Genomic DNA, 22,342 nt, shown 5'->3' with positions numbered 1-22,342 from the left:
TTCAATAGTACGTATCCAGACAATGTTGCACACTACTCCACATCTTCTCACCTTTAGCGACCGATGGACAGTTTCGGCCGAGCACTCAATAACATCCGCGTATACTCATGCTGTGGATGATCAAACAATTCGTATACATCTGCCTGTTCGATAATCCGCCCCTTCTGCATAACGGCCACTTCGTCTGCCATCTGTGAGATGACACCCAGATCGTGTGAGATCAGCAAAATAGATGTACCGTGTTCCTTGCGAAGTCGATCCAGTTCCCGTAGCACATTCAACTGATTCACGACATCCAGTGCTGTTGTAGGCTCATCTGCTATAACCAAAGCAGGCCGCAGACACATCGACACGGCAATCATCACTCGCTGCAACATACCTCCGCTGAGTTGGAACGGATATCGTTTCATCAACTTTGCCGGGTCTGGAAGTTTCATATCAGCCAGCGCGGCAATGGCCTGTTCCCGCGCCTCTGCTTTGGACATCTTCTTATGGGTTCGTAATGTTTCAATGAATTGAGAGCCGATCGTATATACGGGGGTAAAAGCATTCATCGGATTCTGCATAATAAATCCGATATCCCTCCCTCGTATGCGCCGCATCTCTTCTTCAGATAAGTTGCTAAGCTCCCGTCCGTTCAGACGAACACTGCCTGACAATTCCATTCTGCGGGGATGAAGCAAGCGCAGTAGCGCATTACAAGTCACCGTTTTGCCGCAGCCACTCTCACCGACAAGGCCGAAGACCTGACCCTTTTTCAAATTCAACTGAACAGGTTCCAGTAACGGGACGGCTCCCTTCGCTGTCTTGAGCTTAACCTCTAGATCACGCACTTCAAGTACAATCTCTGCCTTGTCCATCGTCACATTCCCCCCTTGTTCAGTTTATTTTCACCATTACTTTTTGGAAATGCCGTAACGATCAGATAAGGCTTCTCCCAAAATGTTAAACGTCATCACCACCAGCAGAATGGCTACACCCGGATAGATCATCAGCTCCGGATGACTGCGAATATACCCTGTGCCTTCATGAATCATGGCTCCCCACTCCGCATTAGGCGGCTGAATGCCAAGTCCGAGGAAGGACAGCGCCGAGATATCCATAATCGCCCAGCCCATCTCCAGTGTGCCCATGACCACGATGGGACGTTGCACATTGGGAATGATATGTTTACGGATGATCGTCCAGGTAGAGGAACCACTAATTCGAGCGGCTGCGATAAAGTTCCGTTCCTTCAAGCTAACCACCATGTTTCGGCATATGCGCGCATAATGCACCCACTGTACCATCATGAGCGCCAGCAGAATCTGCATCAGACCTGGACCGAAGATCCCGACGATGCCTAGCACAAGTACCAGTTGTGGAAATGCCAATATGCCTTCACATAAACGCATCAGCACATTGTCAATCCAGCCGCCCAGATAACCGGAGATCGACCCAACGATAAGCCCGATAATCAAAGATGACAGGAAGATCATCGTTGCAAATCCAATCGAAACCCGCGCTCCATAGAGAAGTCTGGAGAGATTGTCCCTGCCCAGATGATCTGTGCCAAGCCAGTGTTCGGCAGAAGGGTCCTTTAACTTCTGTAACAGATTCACTTTGACCGGATCATACGGTGCGATCCATGGAGCCAATAATGCCAAGATGAAGAAAAGCAGCACGATCGTAGCGCAAATCCAAATTATTTTTTTTCCTCGAAATATCGTTCGCCATCGGTTCATCAATGCTCTGCCCGTCCTTTCGCCGAAATCCGCGGGTCCATATACAGCTGCACCAGATCAACGATCAGATTACACACGATGAACAGACACGCCGAAATAAAGACATAACATTGGATCACGGGAATATCTCGGTTGAAGATGGCTTCGACAAAGTAACGTCCGAAACCCGGCCATGAGAAGACCTGCTCTACAATAATTGTTCCTGTTAACAGCCTGCCCATGGTCATGCCCATTCCTGTAATAAACGGGGTAATGGCAATCTTGAGCACATGTTTCAGCATGATAACACGTTCACGTATGCCCCGGGTTCTTGCGTATTGCACATATGCTTCCTGTAATTGCTCGAGTACACTGGTACGCAACATACGGGTGTATAACGCAATCATCACCATAGAGAGCGTAAGCGTAGGCAGCACCAGGTTCTCCCAAGAGCCGCGCCCTTCGACGGGAAGCCAGTCCAGTTTGACCGCAAAAAAGAAAATGAGCAGATACCCGAGCCAGAACTGCGGAATGGAAGCACCAAAATAAGAGATCGCCCGGCTCACCATATCAATCCAGCTATTTTTGTATACCGCCGCCAAAATCCCGAGAGGAATACTCACCAGAGCAGAGAACAGAATGCTCCACAAGGCCAGTTCTGCTGTGGCTGGGAACTTATCTTTGACCTCATCGATCACGGGTTTATTCGTGAGATACGAGGTACCAAAATCCAGCTGGGCCATCCTCTTCAACGTATCCACATACTGAGTGAGCAAAGGCCGATCCAGACCGAATTCATGTCGCTTCTCCGCCAGCAGCTCTGGTGTTGGATAAATATGTGCTGCTGTCAGATACGCTTCGGCTGGATCAACCGGTGAAATATGGATTAGCCCAAACGTGACAAGTGTAGCGATAAAAACGATAGGAATGATCGCGATCATTCGTTTACCTATATAGCCGATCACCAAACTTTCCTCCCCTTTTACCATGCCACACAAGCTCTTGTTGCCTGATGTGTTACGTGTTCATTGCTATGTTTTTGACGTTCATCAACTATGATTATGGATTGCTTAACTGCATCCCCACAAACGGATTTTCATCCCGATTGGCCGGGAAGACAAATTTAGCAATTTTCTTCTGATATACGGCTGTTTTCTTCACATAAGAGATCGGCACAATCGCCGATTGGTCCTGTAAAGTCGTCAGGATGGATGTATACAGTTCCTGACGTTTCTTCTCATCTGTAGAAGACAGTGCTGCATGCACCTGCTCGTCCAGTTCCTTTTTCATCGGCAAAGCAGTTAGTGTCTCGGAGATTCCGAATCCCGGGCTTGCTACGACGTTAATGAAGGAATGTGGATCGTATGGTGCCCCGTAATTGTACCAGAAGTATAGATCGAAATCATTGGCTTTCAGACGTTTAATCTGTACCGTCAGTTCAAGTCCGGTAAGGTTTACTTTAACCCCCAGCTCGCTCCATTCGGCCTGAATGGTTTCACCCATCGCTTTCTGAATCGGATCGGTTTTATCAAAAATCAATTCGAATTCCAGCTTCTGTCCATCCTTCTCACGCACGGTTCCGCCTGCCGGCAACTTCCAGCCTGCTTCATCCAGCAATGCTTTGGATTGCTCCACGTTATATTCGATCGGTTTCAGATCCACATTGGTATATGGATAGTTTTTGGACAGTGCCGTATCAGCCGGTTCTTCCAGACCCGACGTAACGCCTTCCACCATCGCTTTTTTATTGAAGCCCTGTTGAAGTGCCTTCCGCACTCTCACATCAGACAACTTCGGATTCGAAGAGTTAAGCAACAGGTCACGAGTACCTACAGGATCAGACAGTTCGCTTACATATTTATCGTTCTCACGCAGCTGCTGGAACGCATCGAGACTGATCACGCCTTCACCGTAAATCAGATCCAGATCGCCCTTTTCAAAAGCAAGCACACGGGTCTCTGCATCAGGAATGATTTTGACCGTAATCTGATCGAACGCCGGTGCAGTACCCCAGTAATTCGGGTTGCGTTTGAAGACCGCATACTCATCCTGCTTATAATCAGCGAGCATCCACGGGCCCGTACCCACCGGCTCTTTAATGCCTTTGGACGTATCCCCATCATCCGGGAATCCAGCCGCACCCAGGAAACGGAACGGACGAACAACGGACAGATCCTGAAGTACAGGATAATACGGCTCGGTCAGAGTCATACGGAACGTATGGTCATCCACGACCTCTGTCTTGTCCAGCACACTGACGATGCCAAGCCAGCTATGTGTTTTTTTATTTTTCATGATGGAGTCAAAATTCTTTTTCACAATTTCAGCATTAAAAGGTGTGCCATCGGAGAATTTCACCCCTTGGCGCAGCTTGAATGTATATACTTTGCCATCCTCAGAGATGGTCCATGACTCAGCAAGTGCCGGTTCCAGTTTACCATCCTTCTGGTAACTCACCAGTGGTTCATAGATCATGGATTGGGCAAACAATTGGGACGGATTGTACGTATGTGGATTCATTGTACCGATATCCCGTGGCCAAGACATCGTAATCGACTTCGCCGAAGACGCCTGATCTCCCGAAGCAGAAGAAGACGCCGAACTGCTCTCTTTATTACTGCAACCCACGATAAATAACAGCAACAACAGTGTTGTCACCATCATAAGGGTAGTAGAACGTTTGTGTTGTTGTCCTAACATAGATATAAACCCCTTTTCTCTCTTCTCTCATTCTTCACCTGATCATTACCATGATAATGATTCTCATATTCATTAAGAATATGAAGTAGCCTCCCTTTTGTCAACAAAAATCGACATAATATGTATGCCCATTAAATAGCCAAAAAAGCCCTTCCTATAGGATGAGGGGCTTCTTAGGTTCATTTAAGCAAATTTACTGCATATTCTCTGCATATTTCCTTTTCATTTCATATCTATAATCAATTTATTTAGTCATTTCTGGCTAACAGCCCGGATATCATCAAAATACAGTGTACCCGAAACGGGCTGGGCCGGATTAGCTGCATTGATATAAAGGGAGAACTCCTGAATGTTTTTGGCTCTGTTTGCATCAAAAGTTGCATCTGCATTAGCTGTATCCCATGGAGCTGGCTTAAACTCACTAAACGGAATCTCGATCCAGCCTGCTTGTGTTCCCGCTAAAGAAGGATACGCTTCAAAGGAAACGCCACTCGCCTTCACTTGCAGCACCAGCTTCTGGTTTTTGCCATCAGGCACAAGCCACAGTCTCAGCGTATCCCGATCCGACCAGTCTACACTATTCATGGTTCGCGTGACCCCACCATAACCGGAACTGCCGAGCGTATAGTTGTACTGCAAGCCGTACTCTCCTGCTCCCTTCTGCTCCCGAGTGAGTTTGATTTCAATCTTGTCTCCCTGAGCATTAGGCGTATACATATTGCCAAGCGTAGTATCATTGCCAGCATAGCCTTCAAAATCATCCACCAGATCCTTATCCACTACAGGTTCCGGCTTCACATGAATCAGTTGGATATTATCTACATAGATCGGACCAGTATATTTCAAGCCGCTACCTACGATCGACAGCATCATGGACGTTGCAGACGCCGATTTTTCGGGATCATTGAGCAAAATCTCACCAGTATACTTGCCGTACTGAACACCATCAACAGTTACCTTCTCCAGATCGCTTAGCGGAACCGAATTACCGAGGTTATACTTGGTATTCCAATCCTCTGGCAACGTGGCTGCTGCATAGATGGACGGGTTACTACCCGCACCTGCACTTAGCGGAATATACATATCCAGCTTTACTTTGCTGACATCTGCCAGCTTGACTTTCTGTGCGATCGCATCCAGTGTCAGCTTCAATTCCTGCCATGTGTCTGTTTCCTTCTCAAACTTGGCGCCAACTTTCAGCATGCCGCTGCCATTAAACTCGGCTTGATCCAGAGAAGTCAACTCAGCCTGATACCCACCACTGTTAGAAACCCCATTGGTATCACTATCAAAGGTGTACGTATACAGTTTGCTGGCATCGAAGTTGAAGTTCACGGCAACCTCATCCTGCAACACCACTGTACCGTTCCGATAAGCTTTCACATGCAACTTAACGGTCTGTTGATCCAGATCCGAATCTGGCTGCCATACAGCCGTATAATAGTTATCCTTTGCCCCAAACGTCATCTCATGTTCTTCGGTTTCCTGCCCAACCGTATAGACCACACGATCCGCTTGCTGACCAAGCACCCTTGCACGTACCGTCACTTCACTCTCTTTGATCTGCTCCTGGTTCAGCGGGGAAACGATATTCAGTCTTGGCGCACTGGGCTTAGTCGATACGTTCAGATCATATACTCCCTTCAGGCGATCATTAAAAGCGGTATACGGCGCATTGTACAAACGCACAAAGTCGTTCAGCAATTCATGATTCCCCAATCCGCCTGGAGCATTGCGATAAGGGATAAAGACCTGCTCTGTGCCAAAGTTTGCCCAGGTCAGCATGTAAGCCATCCGCTTGGCATCCGGGTCTGATTCCAAAGCTTTGAGCAAATTCGTAAACCAAGACGTATCTTTGTTTCCACTAATTTTCATGCCTTTGGTGCTGTAGCCAAACTCGCTAAGTGTCGCCACTTTTCCCCTGCTGTCCGCAAGTTTGGAGATCATTTTGGCATCCTGCACAAGCTTGGCAAACCAGCCCGCAGAGCCTTCCGTAGAATCGTAAATATCAAACCCGAGAATATCGACATAATCGTCACCTGGATAAGTCTTCAGATATTCACTCTCGCTGCCGTTAAAGAAACCGTTAGGAGAGAAGGCATACAGGAAGTTGTTAACGCCTTTGGTATCTCTCAGGTATTCCACTGTGTAACGGTATAGTTGCACATATTGTTCCTTGGATGTAAAAGCCGCACCCCACCAAAACCAGCTGCCGTTATTCTCGTGGAATGGACGGAACACAACCGGAATATCATTCCCCTTATCGTCCGATAACTGGTGCGCCAGATCGGCTATCTGGTCAAGATAGGCATTGTACTCGGCGTTTTTGTCTCCGCCCGGCAAAATGTGAGAAACGACGGAGCCGCTTGTATCCGTAAATACATTGCCTGTCACAAAGTTTTTCATATGAGCGCTTAGCGTTACAATTCCACCCCGTTCATACGCCTTCTTCATTACCGCTGCAAGCCGGGCTGTATTTTCTTCTGAATTAACCTCTAGAGAACCCGGTTTCTCGTTCCCTTCCAGGCTTAATGTATCCCAGCCGTATACTGCAGGGAATGCACCCACATTGTTAAATATATCGGACTGTGTTCCGTCATTCGCTGTGATGGTCACACCTTCGGTTGTTGCATGCTCCTGCCCAAACAAAATAGCTTGCCCACGTACATTATTCAGGTAAGCAAACAATGATTTGGTAGCTGCTGAAGCATGCTCATCGACCATTTTAACATCGCTGAGGTCAAACGTAGCGGTACTAATTGGAGCTTGATTGTTGTCTGGGGTCACACTGCCTGATCCCGGATTAGATGGATTTGACGGTGTTGTCGTTCCGCCTCCGGAACTTCCACCGCTGTTGCCAACCAAGCTGCTGTTTCCTCCTGTATTTCCACCGGCTGGGCTGTTATTGCTGTTGTTATTGTTGGTCGCTCCGGTATTCGCTTGTGCACCTTTACCTGCCTGAATGGACCATGTACCTTTTTTTAAAGACTGACCATTAAGTGTTACATCAACAGCCTTAACATCTGCATGGCCTACATTGCCCGTCCCGTTAATGGATGAGCCATAGGCTTCCTTGTTCACATGCAATTCTCCCACACTGGAGCCATCATCCAGTTTCAGCACCGTTCGAGCCAGCAGCTCCGTAGCCTGAATGGAAGAGCCTGTTCCAAGTTCCACTGTGGAAGGGTGTAGAGCCTGAAGACGCTCAGCCTTCGTGGTTCCTGTCAGCACCAGTCGCACCTCACCTTCCCGGCGATTCACCACAACGGTACCCAGCGTGGAATCCGCAACGGTGATCGAGTGCAGCCCGCCACCTAGGATATGTGTGATGCCCTTGACAGTGACTTTCGACAGATCCGCTTCTCCTTCCCGAATGCCCGGGGCAATATACAGATTGCCGTTAATGGTTACATTATTCAGCTTCACCCCGGTTCGATTAATGACTACGTTGCCATCAATAGTCTGACCTGCCGAAAGGTCTGATGCATTAATCACCGGAGCAAGGTCTTCCAACCAGGTCAGCATTTCTGCCCGGGTTAACTGTCTCCCGGGTTGGAATGATCCATCCGGGTATCCCTCGATAATTCCGGACAGCGCACGGATGGACGCAAGAGCGTACCCCCTGATTTCGGACTCATCCGTGAAGTGAACGGCTGTTTTCGCTTCTTCTGCCTGCTGCTCCAAGCCAAACGCACGGGCCAGCAGCACGGCGGCATCTTCACGACTGATTTCCTGATCGGGTCTGGCTGTCTGATCAGGATATCCGAGATAATATCCCGCTTCCCGGGCGATGGAAAAATCGGAAGCATACCACTGGCCGGCTTGTACATCCGTAAAGACCCCGTCCGGATCGGGAACATAAAAACCAAAGATTTTATTGAGAACGGTTACAAATTCACTTCGGGTAACACGCTGGTCAGGCCGGAATGATCCATCCGGATATCCACTGATCCGTCCTGCTGATTTCCATTTGTTCACCACAGCTTCAGCCCAATGACCTGACCAGTCCGTTGCTGCCTTTTGCACTGCTTCCGTGCCAGCTCCAGCAGAGATCTCCCCTTGTGCCTGTGCACCGGCATAAGCCGGCAAAGCTGTGGTTCCCAACAATACGGCACTAAGTGCCGTGCTCATGACTACCCGAGTTTTCTTCATCCGAATAACATCCTCCCTGTATATGTGATGTGCAGGTACAGCCCTATTTTTTGTATCCTTATTACAGCTTCAAAAATAACTCCAGCGTCCGGTCCGATAGCCGGGGGATATATTCATGACCATACTCCGGATAAACCAGCAGTTCCTTGGATGAGCGAATCCGGTTATACACCGCGAACTGGGTGGATGGCGGGCAGATGGTGTCTGCAAGCCCGGTAACAAAGAGCACTTTGGCCTTAATCCGGTCAGCCAGATTGGAGATATCGATGTAACCCAGCTTCTCGAAAATGTCATCTTCCCGCTCGTGATTCGGATCAAACCACCGGAAATAGTACACCAGCTCCTCGTAAGCCGAGGTCGAAGCTCCCATCTCCCAAGCATGTCGATAATCGGTCAAAAATGGATACACAGGTACCGCCAGCTTCACACGCGGTTCAAGCCCGGCACAAGCTGTAGCGAGTGCACCGCCCTGAGAACATCCATGCACCCCTACCCGCTCTGCATCGACATGTGGCATCGACATCAGAATGCGCACGGTCTGTACCGTGTCCAGAAAGACGTTGCGGAAATAAAGTTTATCCGGGTCTGGATCGTCAAGGCCTCTAATAATATGTCCGCGAAGGGTTGTTCCTTTTACCTGCAGGTTATCCTCGGAAAGCCCGCCTTGCCCGCGGCAGTCGAGTGCCAGCACCGTAATACCATGAGCCGCATACGCAATCTTGTCAAACCAGTCCCCGCTATCACAAGAATATCCATGGAACATCGCCATGGCCGGGCCCTGGTTTTCTGTAGACGATGCGATTGGCCGAACCAGCTTGGCGTGCACGCGTGCGCCCCCTACGCCGGTAAAATAGAGGTGAAAGCATTCGGCAAGAGGTGAAGTAATCGCCGCCGGTACCAATTCATATTCAAGCGATTGCGCATCAAGCTCCGCAAGCGCACGGCTCCAGTATGCATCGAAATCGTCCGGTTTCGGACTGCTCCCGTTATATTTTTTCAACTGATCCAAAGGCATCTCGCCCATCTGTCCCACTCCCATTCTGTAAAAGCGTAAAGAAAAGACGCATATGAGGATTTCTGTCTGAAATTCATCTTCACATACGCCTTCCGTCTTACTTGTAAAATTTAATTTTCCCCGTTGCAAAAACCCACTATAGTTTGCCTTCCTCGCGGTCGCCAGCGATCACTTCATCCGTTTCTTTGACATAGTCCACGATCTCTTGGACCGTTGTGTAAGCCACACCGACATAGGTATCGGCTGCGCCGTAATAGATGGCAATTCGTCCGGTATCCGCATCATGCAGGGTTGCGCATGGGAAGACAACATTATCAACGAAGCCCTGCTCCTCATACCATTTCTCCGGCGTCAGCACGAAGTTGGAGGAACGATATTTTACTTTGGACGGCTCATCCAGATCCAGAATCACCGCACCCATGCTGTACACAAAACCGTTGCATGTTCCGGTTACACCGTGGTAGAACATCAGCCAACCTTCAGACGTCTCGATCGGAGCGGGGCCACCGCCAATTTTTACGGATTGCCACCAGCCCTGACCGCCTTTGCTCATGACGTGACGATGTTTTCCCCAGTACACCAGATCCGGGCTTTCGCTCAGAAAGATGTCTCCAAACGGAGTATGTCCGCTGTCACTTGGTCTGGATAACATCACGTAGTTATCGTTGATTTTGCGTGGAAACAATACACCATTGCGATTGAATGGCAGCATCGGATTCTCAAGACGGACAAACGTTTTGAAGTCCTCCGTCTTGGCGAGACCCAGGGCCGCACCGTAAAAATCGGTACACCAGATGATGTAATAGGTATCTTCCACTTTGACCAGACGCGGGTCGTATGCGTAGTTCGGCATAAACGGTTCACCTTGTTCGTCTACAAAAGTGATGCGCTCCTCCTCTATCGTCCAAGATAACCCATCTTCACTCGAACCCATGTGCAGGTGTGGACGGCCATTGACTGTCTCGGCACGGAATACACCGATGAATTTCCCCTCATAAGGAACGACTGCACTGTTAAAAATACGGGCAACTCCCTTCACCGGATTACGTGGCACCACCGGATTAGCCGAGTGTCTCCACACCGGGCCTTCCGTTCCTTCCGGCTTATCCTCCCAAGGCATATTTGGCAACGCGTCCCCAACCATGTGTACCTTTTTCGTTTCAGTGACTGTCATATCTCATTTCTCCTTCTAATTGAATGATTTCAAGGAATGGTTTCACGCAATCATTTCACGGAACCTTGCGCAAAACCGTTGTAGATGTATTTCTGAAGCAACAGGAATATAATCATCGTTGGAATAATGGCAATCATAATCCCGGCACTGATGACCTCCCACTGTGATCCGAAGGGGCCCTTGAACTTGAACAGGGCGGTGGATATTACCTGTAGATCGGTTTTTGGCATGTACAGGAATGGCGTGTAGAAATCGTTGTAAATGTTGACACCTTTGACGATAATGACCGTGACAATCGCCGGTTTCAACAAAGGCAATATAATTCTCCAATAGATCGTGAAGTATGAAGCACCGTCCAGCATAGCCGATTCATCCAGCGCGCTGGAGATCGAGCCGAGAAATTGCAGGAAGATGTACACCGCGATAATATCGGTTCCCAGATACATGACAATAGCTGCCCACCGTGTGTTGAACAGGTCGAGGGCGTTAATAATCTGGAAGGTGGCAACTTGTGTCGTTACACTCGGGATGAGGGTAGCCAGCAGAAATGCAGCAACCATGATTTTTTTGCCTTTGAACTTGAAGCGATCCAGAACATAAGCAATCATGGAACCTGTCAACGTTGCACCCACGATGGATATGATTAGAATAATGATTGTATTTTTGAAGCCGACAAGCATGTTGCCATCCACAAATGCCTTGGCATAATTCGCAAAGTTAAGCCAGTTGGCGGGCGGGGCCAGTGGACTGCTATTGGCATACTCGGCATTGGTCTTCAGGGACGCAAACAGGATCACTACGATAGGCAAAAGTGCAATGAACGCCGCCAGAATCAGAGAAACGTATTTGATTATGCTGGCGATGGTATATTTGAATTGATTCACGTTCATTCCTCTCCTTTCATGCTGACACGCTGCACCAGCGTTACAAGAATAACAATCAGGAGCAGCACGACAGCCATCGCTGATGCGAGCCCCAATTTGCCGTATTTAAATGCCAAGTGAACGGTCTGAATAACAAAGGTCATACTGCCGTTGGAACCGTCGGTCATAATATATGGAATATCGAACGCACTGATTGCGCCGCTTATGGCCAAGATCAGGTTAAGTTGCAGAATGCGGGTAATACTCGGCAAAATGATATGGCGAAATTGTTGCCAGCGGTTCGCACCGTCAATATCGGAAGCCTCATACACATCCTTCGGAATCGAAGAAATCGCACCCAGGAAGATGATGAAGTTGAAGCCCATGTATCTCCAGACCGATGCACCCGCGAGGGATACGTTAATAATATTCGGGTTACCCAGCCAGAGCTGGGTGTACTGTCCCAGTCCGACAGCCTGCATCAGCGTATCAAGCGTACCGTCCGGTTTGAAGAAAAAGAGGAAGATAAAACCGATAGCCACGCCATTCAGCAAGTAAGGGAAGAACAGAATGCCTTTAAAGAAATTTTTGCCCCGGATTTTGAAGCTGAGGATCGTGGCAAAATAGAGGGCCAGACCCATCTGTACAAAGGTTGCCACAAAATAATACAAACTGACGATGAATACTTTAAAGTATTCCGGATCGCTAAAAATCCGTGTGTAGTTCTCAAATCCGACATAGTCGAACCTTTTGCTGTATCCATTCCAATCGGTAAAGCTGTATTTGAACATGTTAATGACAGGCAAATAAGCAAACGTAAATAACAGTGCCAGCGGAATAATCGAGAAGGCACAGATAATAAATATGCGTTGTGCTGAGTAACTCCAGCTTGAAATTCTCCAGTATTTCATGCTCCCCACACCTCCCAGCGGTTCAGCCGCCTTGGTTCATACACGCTCCGTATCGCTCCGCGGATGTAACCGCAGGGTGGGCCAAGTGAATACACATGTTTAACAAGTCTTCACCACAATCAATTCATTTGATGGTTTAACTCCCGTGCGAACCTGGCCCAAAAATCCGACAACTACCGGCACCCGTATTACATCTGCTTCATCTGCTCACATCTGTTGTATGAACGCTCGTTTTTCCTATTATTTCGTAACCTCTGCGCGGGCTTTTACCCATTTATCATTCAGGTCTTTCATGATGTCATCATACGATTCGCTTCGGTTACCGATAGCTGCTTCAATAATTCGTTTCTTGAAGTCAGGCTGCCAGAGGCCAATCTCGCCTTCGTTATCGATTTTGTCCATCAATCCCTCTTGCCCCTCTTTAGCCGGAGTTAAAGTAGAGAATTTTACATCTTTATACTGATCCAGAATCGGTGGTAGCTCTGCGCTCTTGTCCGCACTCATGCCTCCACCTTGCTCAACCGCATAGTTGGATTTCGCCAGGAACCAGTCGATCCATGCTTTTGCCGCAGGTTTGTTCTCGCTGTTCACATTCATGCCGATGTTGTAATCCGCGGACAGCGGTACGATTACATCGCTAGCATTAGTCGGGAAGGGTAAGAAACCAATATTTTCTGGTTTATCTGTCATGCCTTGAATCTGTGTAATCGCCCATGATCCGAGAGCCATCGTTGCAATTTTGCCATTGGCCAGATCTGCCTTGGAGCTTTCCCAGTCTGTAGTTGTCGGATCTTTCTCGATCAGGCCATTCTTGGCTGCATCATAGAGTACTTTGTACAGCTCGTAGTGCGGCTTCCCTGGCACAAAGTTCTCATCCGTATTCGGTTGATCCACGTTAACATAGTCTACACTTCCTGCAACCGTTGGCAGGTCCGCCTCCCATTGGGTAAGCGCCCAGCCGGATGCATAGTTCGTATAGAGCGGAATTGCCTTGGTGTTGTCTTTTACCTTCTGAAGTGCTGCCTGGAATTGCTCCGGTGTCTTCGGAAGCTCGGTGATGCCTGCGTCTTTGAAAACTTGTTTGTTATAAATGATACCGGAGAACGTAATAACGGTTGGAATTCCGTATACCTTACCATCCACCATACGTTCTTCAATAGCGGTGTATTTGTCTTTCAACTCATCGTACGTGCCAAGCGGCTCGAAAAAGTCCGGGATATCGGCGATCGGAACACTTGTTGGAATCATAAGCACGTCGCCGTAGTCTTTGGTGCTCATTCGAATTTTCACTTGCCCTTCATAATCAGCCAAGGCCTGAAAGTTCACTTTCACATCCGGATACTCCTTGTTGAATTCGGCCGCATAGTCCTTGAATACGGTATCAACAATATCTGTACGTTGCGTCAAAACGGTAATTTCGCCCTTGATATCCGACGGGTCTGTGCTAATCTCTTCCCCCGCCTGCGAAGACCCACCTCCTGATGAACACGCAGCAAGCAGCGAAGTGATGAGCAGCATCGTCAGCAGCATCATCCAGCCTTTATTTTTCCTCATTTGTTCCGACCCCTTTCTTGATTCCGTTAAGTTATCGTTAAGGTTACAAATTAGATTTTATTATGGTAACGCTTACGTGTCAATTGAATTATTTATTACTTCACCAAAAAAATGAAAGTTATATTTCGTTGACAAGGTAATTTTATAGAACTAATATTACTTTATAAAGTTACCGATAACTTAATTTAATTAAACATGATTTTGCACGGATGAAGGAGCGCTCTGGATGAGTCATAAGATGAATCAGCTTCAAACAGAAATTGCGGAGCATTGGAAGACGAAGATTATGCCGTTCTGGTCTAAGTTAAAAGATGAAGATCATGGTGGATTCTACGGCTGGGTTGGCAACGATCTGCAGATCAATCATCAGGCACCCAAAGGCGGAATCGCTACAGCACGGCAGCTTTGGTCTTTTTCCGCAGCCTACCGGGTAACCGGTGAGGACATCTGGCGGGAGCACGCTGAACACGCCTATCGTTTTCTCACTGGACACCTTATGGACAGGGAACACGGAGGGCTGTATTGGATGGTCGATGCCACTGGTGAAGCGCTGGATACGAGCAAGCATGTGTATACTCAGTCCTTTGGCATATATGCGCTCAGCGAATACTATCGTGCAACCCATGATGCTTCTGCGCTGGACTTAGCGAAAACGCTTTTTGCGCTGATAGAGAGCAAAGGCTTCAACACAGAAGCGCCTGCTTATAAAGAGCAGTTTGATCGCTTCTGGAACGAACAGCCCAATGAAATGCTGAGTGAAAACGGGGTCATTGCGGATTACACGATGAATACGCATATTCATGTGCTGGAAGCCTATACCACCCTATACAGGGTGTGGCCGGACCCACAAGTAAAAGCATCTCTTGAGCGACTGCTCGGAATTCTGTATGAACGGGTATATGACAAGAACACCAGGTTCCTCGGGGTTTTTTTCAACAAAAAGTGGGAATCCATCATTGATCTGCGCTCGTTCGGACATGACATCGAAGCAAGCTGGCTGATTGACGATGCTCTCAAGGTACTGGGACTTGAACATCACCCGCAATATGCCGCCATGGTCACGGATATCGCCTACAACATCCTGAGCGCGGCCGTACAAGCGGATGGTTCACTTATGAATGAACAGGAAGGCAACCATGTGGATACCACGCGTATCTGGTGGGTGCAAGCGGAAGCGATGGTTGGTTTCTATAACGCCTATCAGCGCACCGGGGATTCTAAATTTCTGGAAACGGTCGAACAGTTGTGGAATTATACGCAGACGCACATCGTGGATTCCCGGCCAGGCGGTGAGTGGTACTGGGCTGTGGACGAAAACGGCACACCTGATCATCATGAAATGGCTGGCCCCTGGAAATGTCCGTATCATAACAGCCGATTTTGCATTGAACTCATGGAGAGGATGGGATAAGCATGATACACCCAAAATACAAATCGTTACTGGAACAGCAGGAGCAGCTTTTGTCACGTCAAAATGAGGTGGATTCTTCCTTCTACAATGGCGTTTACCAGCGTTATCGGTATCCGGTCATTACACGCCATCATGTGCCACTGCACTGGAGATTTGATCTAAACGAAACAACGAATCCGTATTTCATGGAGCGTCTGGGCATTAACGCAACACTCAACCCGGGAGCAATCTATCACAACGGCAAATACATCATGGTCGTGCGCACGGAAGGACTGGATCGCAAATCGATCTTTGCCCTTGCCGAGAGCGACAATGGCGTGGACGGATTCCGCTTCACCCGCAAACCGCTTGTCTGGGACGATATCGATGCAGCGGAAACCAATCAATATGACATGCGTCTGGTTCAGCATGAGGACGGCTGGATCTACGGCATCTATTGCTCGGAACGCAAAGACCCGGATGCGCCTGCCTTCGATACCTCCAGCGCTGTTGCACAGGCGGGTCTGGTTCGCACACGTGACCTGACCCGTTGGGAACGCCTTCCGAATATTACGACGAACTCCCCGCAGCAACGGAATGTGGTGCTGCATCCCGAGTTTGTCGATGGTAAATATGCTTTCTACACACGTCCGCAGGATGGATTTATCTCCACAGGCAGCGGTGGTGGTATTGCCTTCGGTCTGTGCGAGGATATCCTGAATCCGGTTATTCACGAAGAGATCATTATAGATGAACGGAAATACCATACGGTGTATGAGGTAAAAAATGGCCAAGGCCCTGCCCCGATCAAAACAGACCGCGGCTGGATTCATATTGCCCACGGCGTACGGAACACCGCAGCAGGTCTTAGGTACGTACTGTACACCTTCGCCACCGCTCTGCATGATCCGGCACGCATCATCGCCAAGCCGGGCGGGCACTTCATTGCCCCTTACGATGACGAGCGCGTAGGCGATGTATCCAATGTTATTTTTTGCAACGGTGCCGTGGTTAATGAGAAGGGTGAAGTCTTTATCTATTATGCATCCAGTGATACACGCTGTCATGTTGCCACAACCACACTGGAGCAATTGGTGGATTACACGTTTAATACTCCTGCTGACCCTTATCGATCCCTGGACTGTGCCAACCAGCGGGGAGACCTGATTGAACAGAACGAACAACTATTGCAAAATCAATGAAACTAACATCGCTCAATCAACCTTGTCCAACCTTCCGGGACTTGCGAAAAATAGTGATGTGAGACCCGGAATGGCTTTATTCCAGGTTGGTAACGATGTATACTAATATGGATTGTTGTTATGTTGGAAGAACGCGCTCATCATAATGACAGCACATTGTACCTAAACCGGCTTGAAGGAGGCGACCAAAGCTGAAGAACAATATCACCATGCGGGATATCGCCGACAGGCTCGGGGTCAGCAGTGTGACCGTCTCGAAAGCGTTGAATGACAAAGAAGGCGTCAGTGGCGAATTAAAGGAAAAGATTAAACAACTTGCCGTCCAGATGGGTTATCGGTATAACGCCACAGCCCGTTCAATGAAGGAAGGCTTAACTCATAATGTTGGTGTAATTATCCCGGAGCGGTTTACCGGTCCTACGCAATCGTTCTATGTACGCGTGTTCCAACGCATTACCAAACATCTGGAGGATCAGGGGTATTACGGTATTCTTCACATTTTGAACAGTGAGGATGAAGAGGAGCTATCCCTGCCCAAACTGTACAGTGACAGCAAGGTTGACGGCTTCATTGTGCTGGGTCAGGTCAGCAAGGAGTATATTGAATTGGTGCAGTCGATGGACGTACCTAAGATGTTCCTCGATTTCTACGATGAACATTCCGATATCGATTCTGTTGTGACGGACAACTTCTATGCCGCGTATGAAATGACAAACTATCTGATCCAGCAGGGACACCGCAGTATTGCTTATGTAGGTAATCTGTATTCGACAAGCAGCATTCAGGATCGTTTTCTTGGTTATTACAAATCTTTGCTTGAGCACCGGATGCCCATGAATCCGGATTTGGTTCTTAATGATCGGGATGAACGAGGTACGTTTATCGAGATCAATCTACCAGAACAGCTTCCCACCGCATTTGTCTGCAACTGTGATCAGGTTGCTCATCTGCTCGTGCAGAAGCTGACTTCGCTGGGTATTCAAGTGCCGGCCCAATGCTCTGTCGTTGGGTTCGACAATGATATCTACGCCATGCTGTCTGAACCTAAACTCACCACAGTTGAAGTAGATATCGAACAGATGGCACGGACGGCTGTTCAATCCATGCTCAAAAAGATCGACAACCCGAACCGTAGCTTCGGTCGCGTCCATGTAAAGGGCAATATCATCTATCGTGAATCAGTAAGTGTTGCACCAGAGACTCAGCCTCAAGTGACAACAACGACACAATAATAATGAAGCAGAAGACCACTGAACATAAAGCCTTTAAGCCATGAACAGTAAATTGAAGGCATTTGGAGCTGAGGCAAGTAACATGGACAAGTAACATTAAAAACAAGCGCCCCCGCAACAACTGCAGGGGCGCTTGTTTTTTACTTATTTTTAATCGTTAGATTGTACGGAGCACTTCACTCAGTAGCTTGTCTTCAGCCAGTTGTCTTTAGACCAAGTTAACTTTCCTGCTCCTGCACCGTTGGAAGCGATGAGACGTGCATTCAGTGTAGATGGATCATCTGTCTGGTAGCTATATGGAAGGGAACCAAAACCATTCCACGAGAACGGTTTGATGACAGCCGGAACAGGTGCAAGTGGACTACCTGCTGTGTCACTATTACCACGGAAGGAACTTCCATCCAGAGAGTAAATCGTATCGAGCACGCTGATTTTTCCGGTGTATGTGGCGTTGGTCGGATCTGTCTGATTGTTGCGTACAGGATACTGCACATCCTTGATTACTGATTTTTCAACTAACACTGCGCCGCTTTCGGTTGAGATAGCCCCATTGCTGGTAATACCGAATTTGTAGCCTTTAGATGCAATGGCTGTGGCCATAGCGTTAGTAATGCGCGCTTGAGCTGAACGGGCATCTGTAGCATCCATGATGATGTTATAGGCGTGGGCATTACCGCCACGCAGACGAGGCATGCGATCCTGAATGTCTTTATACAGGTTATGATGCAGAGTAATCGACAGGTTAGCGTTAGCCGACTCTAGACTGGTCGCACCGACGAGATGCCCTTTTTTCTGCGGTCCAGCGATGGCAATGATATCTTCTTTGCTTAAACCGACCGCACTGCTACGCAGATGGTTATACATTGGATAGGAAGATTTATTGGCTTCCAATTCGTTAATCTGACGGGTAACCCAACTGTTCGCACTACCGTCATCCCCTTTGAAAGTGGACCAGGAGATGGTTACACCGCTGGTTCCCTTTTTCGAATCGACGAGTCCGTCATAGGCTTTGTTAAACGTGCAGTGATCGATCCACACGCCGCTACTGTCCTCCAGAGTAATGTAATCCCAATCGTTTTTGTCATAATCCCCTTTGGTCGATTCATCCCATTCCCAGAGCTCATCGAATTCCAGGTTACGAATAATCACGTTGGAGCTTCGTTTCACCGTGATGGCAGCGTGTTTGATCTTAGAGCCATTAGCCGAGAAAATGGTGAGTCCATTGAAGCCGTCCACCGTAATTTTGCTGACACCCGTCTGCTTCAATACCGGATGTGTCAATGCATCGTTATGCTTGGCAAAAGGTGCAGTCTGTGCGGCGCTAGGAATCTCGTTCCATCCTAGATCGAGATCGTTCATAATTTCAACGACTTTGACACCGGAGTTCTTTTTCAGAGCCAGTGCCAAGTCGGTGGCATTATACACTTTTTTGTACGTGGACGTGCTCGACTCACTGATGATTCCGCCGCCTGTGTTCCCTTGGGAGAAACCGGTCAGATTGTAATCCGCGTTGCCCGCTGCCTGCACACTCGCAGGTCCGGATAATAAGGTGAACCCTAGCGTAAAGGCCAGAGCCGTGCTACATAAACTTCGTACTGTTTTTTTCATCGAATTGATTCCTCCCGATAGTATGATGATGAATGATGAGTTGTCCTGCCTGTCTCTCTGCGGCATGTCATGTCGCAAGTGACATATTCACAATGTAAATGTTGGAAGCGATTACAACAATAATCCTGATTTCACATCCCTGTGAGAACGGCCGACAGGAGGCAAATGGTACCCGAAACAACCTGGCATCGTATCAAGTTAACTTGTATAACGGGGTTTGATGTAGGAATGGGAAATCCGTGAAGAGAATAACACGTGTGCAGATAAATGAAATAAAAAAAGACAGGACCGCATCTAATGCGGACCTGCCCGATTTTACTTTTTGATGGAACGTGTCCAGAAACCGCCATGGAACTGTTTGGGCTCAACGGTGATGACAAAAGCTTTGGGATCGAGAGCCAGAATGGTCTGGTAGAGCAGTTTCTGGTTTTTGCGTTTCGCCAAAATTTCCATAACCAGCCGATCTCCGTCTCGTCCGCTACCAACCCATGAGGTTACACCATACCCTTTATCGCGCAAAGCATTTGCAAGCCCTCCGTCCATCTGGTTGCAAATCACTTTTACGGTAACGTAACCAAGCGCAATTTTCTCCTCAATCCATGCTCCGAGCAGTACTCCAAGCCCGTATCCCACTGCGTATACAATCAGCGCAGACGGCTGGGTCAAATAGCTAAGTACCAGATTCAAGCCCAGTACATAGATTACAATCTCACCCATACTGATCAGGGCAGCGATGTATTTCTGTCCTTTGAGCGTTAAGATCATACGAAGGGTGTAGGCCGATACATATACAATCTGAATCAAAAAGATAAATAACAAAATTTTAAGCAATGACGATCCCTCTTTCCTAGACCTTTTCGATGAATCAGGGCCTTTGTTACGTGTTGCATGGCGAACATTTCCACCTTATTGGAGATGCTTTTAACAACCCAGGCTCATGTATTCCATCATATTCCTCTATCTCCATCATTGGACGTTATGCCCTCTTCCTAAACGGTTTGATGTAAATTTTCAGGCATCTGTCCAGTCTGACGATCCCGGAACTGCCATTATAAAACCGTTTGTATCGATGTTCAACCCGGCGATAGTCCCAGGGGCGTAATAACCGTAGCGCGAATATGATGTATAAATCACACTGGATTTAGGGTGATCCCTTATCTTTCGAGCCATGCAAGAGAAATATTCGAGCCAAAATACAGACGGGATGCAGGTTCTATAAGGAAATCCGTTGCCTTTGGTGAGTACGGGACGAATGAACTTCAAAGGAGGAGTGTTCCATGGAAATATGGCGGGAAATGGAGCAGGAAGGTATGGAAAAGCTTGTTTTTTGCCACGATTCCTCCAGCGGACTTCAAGCAATCATTGCCATTCATAACACAACTCTTGGTCCAGCTCTGGGTGGATGCCGCTACTGGGCCTATACATCCAAAGAAGAAGCAATTCGGGATGCGATAAAGCTAGCCAAGGGCATGACCTACAAAAATGCCATGGCAGGTTTGCCCTATGGCGGAGGTAAGGCTGTTGTCTGGGATGTGACCGGTGCTTCGGAGCAGATGACGACAGGGGAACGGGTCGGTGGGGGCGTGGTGGACTCATTGCAGAGCGATATTTTCGATAGCTTGCTGATAGACTCGAATATAAGCGATATGCTTGGTGGGACGCTGATCGAATCAATTAGGGGAGACACATTGGGTAAAGGGCTAGAGAACTCATCGAAAGATAATGTGCTGGGCAAGATGCTGGCAAACTCAGGAATGGACGAAGCAGGCGAAGCGAACAACGGGATCATAGCGGAGAATTCGGAAGACGAAACACAAACACGAGCACAAGCACAAGACAAAGTGTGGATGGACACAACGAAAGATGGCTCTTTTAGCAGGACGCAAGCAGACTCGTCAGTGAATGGTACGTTTGGCGAAGGTCTGGCAGATCCAGCGAAGAATAAAGAAATTCGTGCATCGCAGTTTCGGGCTCTCGGGCGGTTTCTGGAGCGATTACAAGGTCGCTTCGTGACAGGTCTGGATCTGGGCACAACGGCGGCAGACATGGACCAGATCCGGGTGGAGACGGCATATGTGACGGATACCACGGGTTCCCTTGGCGCACAGGATGACTTCACTGCCGACATGACCGCCTACGGCGTGTACATCGGCATTGTCACCTCTCTGCGCCACCAGGGCGTAGCGGATCTGCAGGGCATTCCCGTTGCCGTCCAGGGACTGGGCAAGGTCGGGCATGCCCTGTGCCGTTACCTGCATGCAGCCGGGGCACGGCTGATCGTGGCAGACGTTGTACCGGAACGGGTACAACGTGCCCTTGTGCAGTTCAGCGGCGCCATTTCGGCCGATCCGGCCCGTATTCACGCCGCTGACTGCAAGGTGTTCGCCCCCTGTGCCCTAGGGGGCGTGATCACCCCGGCGACCGTGGAGGAGCTTCGCTGCTCCATTGTCGCCGGGGCGGCCAACAACCAGCTGAGTGAACGACAGCTGGTTGCTGGCCGCATGCAGGCGCGCGGCATTCTGTACGCGCCTGACTACGTGCTGAGCGCAGGCGGCATTATCAGCACCGCCTGCGAACTGCAGGGAGCTGGGCCTGACCTGATCCGCCAGAAAGTGGCGGGGATAGCAGGCACGCTCAGCAAGGTATTCGCCGAGGCTGCGCGATCTGGAATCTCCACAGCAGATGCAGCCGATCGTCTGGCCGAGGCCATTCTCGAATCAGGCCAGACCGACTAGGCCCATTAAGTCACACTTAAAACATCTCTTTCTTTCAGGTATGAGGAGAGTACTGTTTAAGCATTTTATCCGGAGATTTGCAGAGCTCTTTTTTCTAAACAGT

General features: G+C 48.6%; 16 protein-coding genes and 1 pseudogene. 5 read left to right on the top strand and 12 right to left on the bottom strand.

Going from position 1 to position 22,342, the window contains the following annotated elements; genetic code table 11:
* Positions 1-53: 53 nt before the first annotated feature.
* The 10 genes from nikD to BLQ13_RS15390 all read right to left on the bottom strand — a co-directional run bounded on the left by nikD (position 54) and on the right by BLQ13_RS15390 (position 14,072).
* On the bottom strand, positions 54-860 hold the full coding sequence (gene nikD, locus BLQ13_RS15435; RefSeq protein WP_090921602.1) for a nickel import ATP-binding protein NikD: 807 nt from the start codon (positions 858-860) through the stop codon (positions 54-56).
* Between the two features lie 36 nt (positions 861-896).
* A complete protein-coding gene (nikC, locus tag BLQ13_RS15430) occupies positions 897-1,724 on the bottom strand; it encodes a nickel ABC transporter permease subunit NikC (RefSeq protein ID WP_090921600.1) in 828 nt (275 codons plus the stop codon).
* On the bottom strand, positions 1,724-2,668 hold the full coding sequence (gene nikB / locus BLQ13_RS15425; RefSeq protein ID WP_090921753.1) for a nickel ABC transporter permease subunit NikB: 945 nt from the start codon (positions 2,666-2,668) through the stop codon (positions 1,724-1,726). The genes nikC and nikB overlap by 1 nt, the downstream gene beginning before the upstream one ends.
* Positions 2,669-2,762: 94 nt before the next feature.
* A complete protein-coding gene (gene nikA / locus BLQ13_RS15420) occupies positions 2,763-4,403 on the bottom strand; it encodes a nickel ABC transporter substrate-binding protein (RefSeq protein ID WP_090921598.1) in 1,641 nt (546 codons plus the stop codon).
* A 252-nt stretch (positions 4,404-4,655) separates the two neighbouring features.
* A complete protein-coding gene (locus BLQ13_RS15415; protein ID WP_090921596.1) occupies positions 4,656-8,555 on the bottom strand; it encodes a glycosyl hydrolase in 3,900 nt (1,299 codons plus the stop codon).
* Between the two features lie 61 nt (positions 8,556-8,616).
* On the bottom strand, positions 8,617-9,579 hold the full coding sequence (locus tag BLQ13_RS15410) for an acetylxylan esterase (protein ID WP_090921593.1): 963 nt from the start codon (positions 9,577-9,579) through the stop codon (positions 8,617-8,619).
* A 127-nt stretch (positions 9,580-9,706) separates the two neighbouring features.
* On the bottom strand, positions 9,707-10,744 hold the full coding sequence (locus BLQ13_RS15405) for a glycoside hydrolase family 130 protein (protein WP_090921591.1): 1,038 nt from the start codon (positions 10,742-10,744) through the stop codon (positions 9,707-9,709).
* 50 nt (positions 10,745-10,794) lie between these two features.
* A complete protein-coding gene (locus BLQ13_RS15400) occupies positions 10,795-11,634 on the bottom strand; it encodes a carbohydrate ABC transporter permease (RefSeq protein WP_090921587.1) in 840 nt (279 codons plus the stop codon).
* Positions 11,631-12,518, bottom strand: a complete 888-nt coding sequence (locus BLQ13_RS15395; protein ID WP_090921585.1) for a carbohydrate ABC transporter permease — start codon at positions 12,516-12,518, stop codon at positions 11,631-11,633. The genes BLQ13_RS15400 and BLQ13_RS15395 overlap by 4 nt, the downstream gene beginning before the upstream one ends.
* 240 nt (positions 12,519-12,758) lie before the next feature.
* Positions 12,759-14,072: an ABC transporter substrate-binding protein gene (locus BLQ13_RS15390; RefSeq protein WP_090921583.1), complete on the bottom strand. Its 1,314-nt coding sequence runs from the start codon at positions 14,070-14,072 to the stop codon at positions 12,759-12,761.
* Positions 14,073-14,298: 226 nt separating this feature from the next.
* Between BLQ13_RS15390 and BLQ13_RS15385 the strand changes: the two genes are divergently transcribed.
* From BLQ13_RS15385 to BLQ13_RS15375, 3 genes are all read left to right on the top strand, one after another.
* A complete protein-coding gene (locus tag BLQ13_RS15385) occupies positions 14,299-15,483 on the top strand; it encodes an AGE family epimerase/isomerase (RefSeq protein WP_244159327.1) in 1,185 nt (394 codons plus the stop codon).
* A 2-nt stretch (positions 15,484-15,485) separates the two neighbouring features.
* Positions 15,486-16,664 (top strand): glycoside hydrolase family 130 protein, encoded by a 1,179-nt coding sequence (locus BLQ13_RS15380; protein WP_090921581.1) that lies wholly within the window; start codon positions 15,486-15,488, stop codon positions 16,662-16,664.
* 209 nt (positions 16,665-16,873) lie between these two features.
* A complete protein-coding gene (locus BLQ13_RS15375; protein WP_090921579.1) occupies positions 16,874-17,896 on the top strand; it encodes a LacI family DNA-binding transcriptional regulator in 1,023 nt (340 codons plus the stop codon).
* 180 nt (positions 17,897-18,076) lie between these two features.
* Here the strand turns inward: BLQ13_RS15375 and BLQ13_RS15370 are convergent, their stop codons facing one another.
* The gene (locus BLQ13_RS15370) at positions 18,077-19,504 is read right to left on the bottom strand and encodes a pectate lyase family protein (protein WP_090921577.1); all 1,428 of its coding nucleotides are present in this window, start codon (positions 19,502-19,504) and stop codon (positions 18,077-18,079) included.
* A 315-nt stretch (positions 19,505-19,819) separates the two neighbouring features.
* Positions 19,820-20,335, bottom strand: coding sequence for a DUF2179 domain-containing protein (locus tag BLQ13_RS15365; protein WP_090921575.1), 516 nt, complete (start codon positions 20,333-20,335; stop codon positions 19,820-19,822).
* Positions 20,336-20,781: 446 nt separating this feature from the next.
* Between BLQ13_RS15365 and BLQ13_RS28885 the strand changes: the two are divergent.
* Positions 20,782-21,030, top strand: a pseudogene (locus BLQ13_RS28885) (Glu/Leu/Phe/Val dehydrogenase dimerization domain-containing protein); the annotation flags it as partial.
* 27 nt (positions 21,031-21,057) lie between these two features.
* Positions 21,058-22,239 (top strand): Glu/Leu/Phe/Val dehydrogenase family protein, encoded by a 1,182-nt coding sequence (locus BLQ13_RS29095; RefSeq protein ID WP_420848944.1) that lies wholly within the window; start codon positions 21,058-21,060, stop codon positions 22,237-22,239.
* Positions 22,240-22,342 lie beyond the last annotated feature (103 nt).

It is taken from the genome of Paenibacillus polysaccharolyticus (genome assembly GCF_900102085.1).
GTDB lineage: Bacteria > Bacillota > Bacilli > Paenibacillales > Paenibacillaceae > Paenibacillus > Paenibacillus polysaccharolyticus.
This window is presented reverse-complemented; position numbering and strand designations above follow the sequence as displayed.

What these genes read in the sequence shown, in the direction of transcription:
- nikD (WP_090921602.1), bottom strand. Translation starts at nt 860, where the DNA reads ATGGACAAGGCAGAGATTGTACTTGAAGTGCGTGATCTAGAGGTTAAG.
- nikC (WP_090921600.1), bottom strand. Translation starts at nt 1,724, where the DNA reads ATGAACCGATGGCGAACGATATTTCGAGGAAAAAAAATAATTTGGATT.
- nikA (WP_090921598.1), bottom strand. Translation starts at nt 4,403, where the DNA reads ATGTTAGGACAACAACACAAACGTTCTACTACCCTTATGATGGTGACA.
- BLQ13_RS15415 (WP_090921596.1), bottom strand. Translation starts at nt 8,555, where the DNA reads ATGAAGAAAACTCGGGTAGTCATGAGCACGGCACTTAGTGCCGTATTG.
- BLQ13_RS15410 (WP_090921593.1), bottom strand. Translation starts at nt 9,579, where the DNA reads ATGGGCGAGATGCCTTTGGATCAGTTGAAAAAATATAACGGGAGCAGT.
- BLQ13_RS15405 (WP_090921591.1), bottom strand. Translation starts at nt 10,744, where the DNA reads ATGACAGTCACTGAAACGAAAAAGGTACACATGGTTGGGGACGCGTTG.
- BLQ13_RS15400 (WP_090921587.1), bottom strand. Translation starts at nt 11,634, where the DNA reads ATGAACGTGAATCAATTCAAATATACCATCGCCAGCATAATCAAATAC.
- BLQ13_RS15395 (WP_090921585.1), bottom strand. Translation starts at nt 12,518, where the DNA reads ATGAAATACTGGAGAATTTCAAGCTGGAGTTACTCAGCACAACGCATA.
- BLQ13_RS15390 (WP_090921583.1), bottom strand. Translation starts at nt 14,072, where the DNA reads ATGAGGAAAAATAAAGGCTGGATGATGCTGCTGACGATGCTGCTCATC.
- BLQ13_RS15385 (WP_244159327.1), top strand. Translation starts at nt 14,299, where the DNA reads ATGAGTCATAAGATGAATCAGCTTCAAACAGAAATTGCGGAGCATTGG.
- BLQ13_RS15380 (WP_090921581.1), top strand. Translation starts at nt 15,486, where the DNA reads ATGATACACCCAAAATACAAATCGTTACTGGAACAGCAGGAGCAGCTT.
- BLQ13_RS15375 (WP_090921579.1), top strand. Translation starts at nt 16,874, where the DNA reads ATGCGGGATATCGCCGACAGGCTCGGGGTCAGCAGTGTGACCGTCTCG.
- BLQ13_RS15370 (WP_090921577.1), bottom strand. Translation starts at nt 19,504, where the DNA reads ATGAAAAAAACAGTACGAAGTTTATGTAGCACGGCTCTGGCCTTTACG.
- BLQ13_RS29095 (WP_420848944.1), top strand. Translation starts at nt 21,058, where the DNA reads ATGACGACAGGGGAACGGGTCGGTGGGGGCGTGGTGGACTCATTGCAG.